Below are 3,922 nucleotides of genomic sequence, written 5' to 3' on the forward strand. Positions count from 1 at the left end.
CCATTGGGCTGGGCACAATATCCCAGAAACTGTCCACGTTTTGAAACAGCAGATCCACCAGTCGAGAATAAGCGGCATTGACCTTGGTGGCGGTGATCTTGATAAACACCCGGCTTAACGCCTGCTGTTCTTCCATCACCTTTTCCTGCTCGGGACCGTACTCACCCTTTACTGCCCGGAGTGCTTCCAGCCACTCGTCTTCCACTTCCCGCCGGGCTTCCCGGTATCCCTGCCAGCGGCTTTGCAGGTCAGCGGCAAAGGCATCCCGCACGGCCTGCTCACGACGCTCATTGTCCAGAGCCGCATCCAGCTCGTCCTGAGTCACCTCGTCCGGGGTAGCGACCATCACCAGTCCGTGTTCCATTACCTGACCTTCTTGCCTCTGCGTCGCTGCCATTCAAGGCGATGGCCAGCCATGATGGCGGGGTAGTCCCCCACCACCCGCTGGGTGAAAAGTATGATTCTGTGTTCCATCAGTAAGCCGACTTGCCGGGAGCCCGATACTTCAGCTCGTTAATGTTGATCTTCTGCCGTGGCAGCTTCAGCACCATCTGCTGGGCAATCGCGTAACTGATCACCCGGTCATCGAAGCAGCCTTCCTGCGCATTGGTCGCCCCGTTGTCTTCAATGACGTAGGTCTGGCACTCGGCAATGGTGTCCTTGTTGCAGATACCCGACTCGCCATCCCGCAGCAGTGCTGCCAGGTGGTCGATCATCAGGGGCTTGGATTTCGTGGTGGTCTGCCAGCCGAGTCGTTTGGTGCGCTTCTGGCTTCGCTGGTCAACGGTGGTTTCCATGTACAGATTGGGGTACTTCAGGTCTTTCAGCTTGGTGACAGTGGTCAGGCCGTGGTTGTTGCGCTCCACGCCGATCAAAGCGCCGTTGTAGAACCGGCCCAGCTTGTCCAGCATCTTGCCCAGATCGTCCGGTGCTACATGCCCATGCCAGTGCGCCACCTGATAGCCGTCACGGTCACACACGTCGATGGTTGAGTAATCACCGTGCTTGTGCTGGTCATTGACCGGTGCCAACCCTTCCGCCACATCGCAGCCGATCACGTACTGGGTGCCGGTCTTCGGGAACTCCCAGACTTGCAGCAGTCCCGTCTTGTTACGGTTCACGCCGTTGATGGTCAGCTCGATGGACTGCTTCGGGGCGTAACACTCGACCTTGGCCGACTCGGTGTGCTTGGGATCAAACACCGGCCTGCCGGAGAACAGGAACGCTTCCTCCACATTGCAGGGGTATTCCTGTTTGAACTTGTCTTCTGACTTCAGCTCGTAAATCTTCTGCCTGCGCCACTGGAGCTGTTCATCGCTCAGATGGTAGGTCTGCTTCAGAAATCTTTCGTCATCATCGGGCGTGAAGCCTGCCGGAACTTTTGCCTGGTATTCCTCTTGCCAAAACCACGGGATAAACACCAGTTCAAAATCGCCACGGCCAGCAGCAGCGTCCATAACGTAATCATAAAAAACACCACCAACCCCGTTAGCAGTGCTTTCAAGGATGACTTCAGTGTCGTCTTCATTGGGCACCGCCTGTAACACACCGGCCAGGTGTTCGTCCGCGCTGGGCCAGAAAGCCACCTCTGAGCCGTGGAATAGTTGGGCAGTACTGGACCGCCCCGCACCCCGGTTGCCTGCAGTACCCACCCGATAACCGGAGTCATGGATAAAGTCCATCTGCTTGGCACTCTTGTTACTCAGTGTCTTCTGGGCAAAGGCAGGCAGGTTTTCGTGGTAGCGCAGCACCATATCGAACAGGTTGGCCGTGGCGTCCGCTTCGTGGGTCAGGATATAGGCTCGCAGTCCTTTCTGGTTGCTAACCTTCCAGTAAAACCGGGCTTCGGTGTACGTGCTGCATCCCTGTTGCCGACCTTTCAGCACCACGATCCGAACCTTGCCGGTGCGCTTGAGCTGCTGGTTGATCCGTTTGTGCAGGTACTTCTGGGCTGCGTTCAGTTTCAGGGGAACCACTTTGGCCGACTTGGTTCTGATCTTCAGGCAGAGGCTGGCAAAGTATCGGAAATCAAACAGCAGCTTCTCTCTGCCGGTCAGTCCTCGTCTTCGCTGTCGGCTTCGCTGTCCCTTGCTGCCAGCCATTCGTCCACCGTTTCCAGTTCGTCCTTGATGACGGTCTGCTCCAGCTTGTCCCGCCACTTGAACCGGTTCTTCATGTACATGATCATCATGGCAGGCTGCACCTCGGCCTGACCCAGTGCGCCCCTGATGTACTTGTCTTCCCACCAGGCTTCAGCCAGCACATCCCCCTGCTCCACGGCAGCGGCAAAGTCTTCATGCCTGTCGATGTAGGACAGGAACGTCTTGTAGCTGATGCCGAGTTCCACGGCAGTGGCCTTGCGACTCATGCCTTCGGCCATCAGGTCTTTCACCTGCTGACACATGGCTGGTTTGTATTTACTGGGAAATGCCATGACTAAATAAGGTGCCTGAATGCGTAGGCGATCAGACCAGCAGTGACGGTCATCGCCACCCACTGCGCCACCGAGGTGATCACGGAGTTTTTCTGCACGGCCTTCTCGATGGTGTCCAGCCGTTCCTCGCTGCGTTGCTCCCGCAGTGCCAGGTTGACCATTCGCTCGTCGTGCTTGGCCAGCGTCTGGAGTATCTGGGTGATCCCATCGAGCTTTTCTTCAATCCGGTTAAAGCGATCTTCGTCGGCCATGGCTACCTCCGGGCAACGCCCTTCAGTTTCTCCACCGTTCGCGCTCCCCCCAATCCCAATAGGCAAAGCAACAAAGTAATCACCGTACTGGTGTCAGCCGCAGGCAACTGGCTGGCAATGTCGGCGCGATCCGCCAGATTCAGCCCGATGATGATCAGGTCACGGACAATCCACGTCCACGCCAAAATGAAAACACACAACCACCCAAGGGCAGGCCGCCAGCCGGAGACAAACACACTGGGGTGCTTTGCTTCCTCGATGTTGGCCAGTGCCTGCAATATGTGAGGCTGTTGTAATTGTTGATTGAGCGAGAGCTCTGCCTTAGCCCGTTCCTCATCGGAGGTAAACAGACTGTCGAGTCCCCCCATCAACGCCTTGGCGATCCCTGCCATAGGGTTAAGGTTAATCATCCATCAGCTCGAAATGTGGGTAATCAATGAATTGGTGGTCGGTCATTTCGCCGTCCCTGTCCCAGTCACCGCCCCAGCGCAGTTTGATACCCATGCCCTCGGCAATGCCGAGCACATACCCGGCAAAGTGGGCAGCTCGCTGGTAGTCGAACCAGTCCAGCGGAAAGGGCATCACATCCACCGCCCTGCTGGGCAGACTGTTGTGCTTGCTGTTGGGCCACTGTACTTGGGACTTGCCGCCCTCATAGGCCAGCGTCTGGGCTGCCTTGCCCCGATGGCCACAGATGATGGTGCAGTCGTAGTGCCGGATCACTTTGTTGAAGACACGCTGAAGCCGTTCATCGCAACTGGCCAGATGCCGTTTGGACGAAGCGGAAAAGCGGTACATGGTGTCCCTTTTTTTTAGTGGTGTAGCTTGGGAAGTGATTTGATAACCGGCATACCCTGAAAATTGCTCCATGCATTTTCAGGGTACCGTCCATCCCTGGACATAAAAAAACCCGCGTCCGTGCGGGTTCTTTGAGAAGGATTCAAGCTGGGAATGGTTGAGTGACCGAGTAATTTCCCAGCATGTGCTTTTACCGTACTTTTACTCTCACTTTGAGTCAAATTCTTTTGGTACTATTGCTCCCTCACTTATGCGGACTTATTCATATAAGTTTTTATTAAATGCTCCCAATTTTATATATCCGTCATTTATCAATACTCCGGACACTATTATGCAGCGATAGCACCATAGCTACTTAGCTCCTCATAAGTATTCATGACTTTTTCGTCATTCATTGCCAAGCCTAACTTCTCAAAAACTCTGTGCATCAGGTTCTGAT

The 3,922-nt window shown here is 55.2% G+C and carries 6 protein-coding genes; all 6 read right to left on the reverse strand.

All coding sequences use genetic code 11. The features are described 5' to 3' along the window. Positions 1–364 (reverse strand): hypothetical protein (locus AK963_RS26450; RefSeq protein ID WP_202969875.1); only part of this gene is annotated, 364 nt, incomplete at its 3' end. A 109-nt stretch (positions 365–473) separates the two neighbouring features. After that, positions 474–2,102 carry a terminase large subunit gene (locus AK963_RS26455; protein ID WP_066018344.1) on the reverse strand — a complete coding sequence of 543 codons (1,629 nt, stop codon included), beginning with the start codon at positions 2,100–2,102 and terminating at the stop codon, positions 474–476. Then, positions 2,054–2,434, reverse strand: a complete 381-nt coding sequence (locus tag AK963_RS26460) for a helix-turn-helix domain-containing protein (RefSeq protein WP_066018345.1) — start codon at positions 2,432–2,434, stop codon at positions 2,054–2,056. The genes AK963_RS26455 and AK963_RS26460 overlap by 49 nt, the downstream gene beginning before the upstream one ends. A 2-nt stretch (positions 2,435–2,436) precedes the next feature. Next, complete coding sequence (locus AK963_RS26465; RefSeq protein WP_066018346.1) at positions 2,437–2,685, reverse strand: hypothetical protein; 249 nt, start codon at positions 2,683–2,685, stop codon at positions 2,437–2,439. A 2-nt stretch (positions 2,686–2,687) separates the two neighbouring features. Then, positions 2,688–3,095: a 3TM-type holin gene (locus AK963_RS26470; RefSeq protein WP_066018347.1), complete on the reverse strand. Its 408-nt coding sequence runs from the start codon at positions 3,093–3,095 to the stop codon at positions 2,688–2,690. After that, a complete protein-coding gene (locus AK963_RS26475; RefSeq protein WP_202969876.1) occupies positions 3,088–3,555 on the reverse strand; it encodes a M15 family metallopeptidase domain-containing protein in 468 nt (155 codons plus the stop codon). Before AK963_RS26475 ends, AK963_RS26470 begins: the two co-directional genes overlap by 8 nt. Positions 3,556–3,922 lie beyond the last annotated feature (367 nt).

This window comes from Endozoicomonas atrinae, from assembly GCF_001647025.1.
In the GTDB taxonomy this organism is placed as follows: Bacteria; Pseudomonadota; Gammaproteobacteria; order Pseudomonadales; family Endozoicomonadaceae; genus Endozoicomonas; species Endozoicomonas atrinae.

Excerpts from the sequence above, each read along its gene's own strand:
- AK963_RS26455 (WP_066018344.1), bottom strand. The coding sequence starts at position 2,102 with ATGGCTGGCAGCAAGGGACAGCGAAGCCGACAGCGAAGACGAGGACTG.
- AK963_RS26460 (WP_066018345.1), bottom strand. The coding sequence starts at position 2,434 with ATGGCATTTCCCAGTAAATACAAACCAGCCATGTGTCAGCAGGTGAAA.
- AK963_RS26465 (WP_066018346.1), bottom strand. The coding sequence starts at position 2,685 with ATGGCCGACGAAGATCGCTTTAACCGGATTGAAGAAAAGCTCGATGGG.
- AK963_RS26470 (WP_066018347.1), bottom strand. The coding sequence starts at position 3,095 with ATGATTAACCTTAACCCTATGGCAGGGATCGCCAAGGCGTTGATGGGG.
- AK963_RS26475 (WP_202969876.1), bottom strand. The coding sequence starts at position 3,555 with ATGGAGCAATTTTCAGGGTATGCCGGTTATCAAATCACTTCCCAAGCT.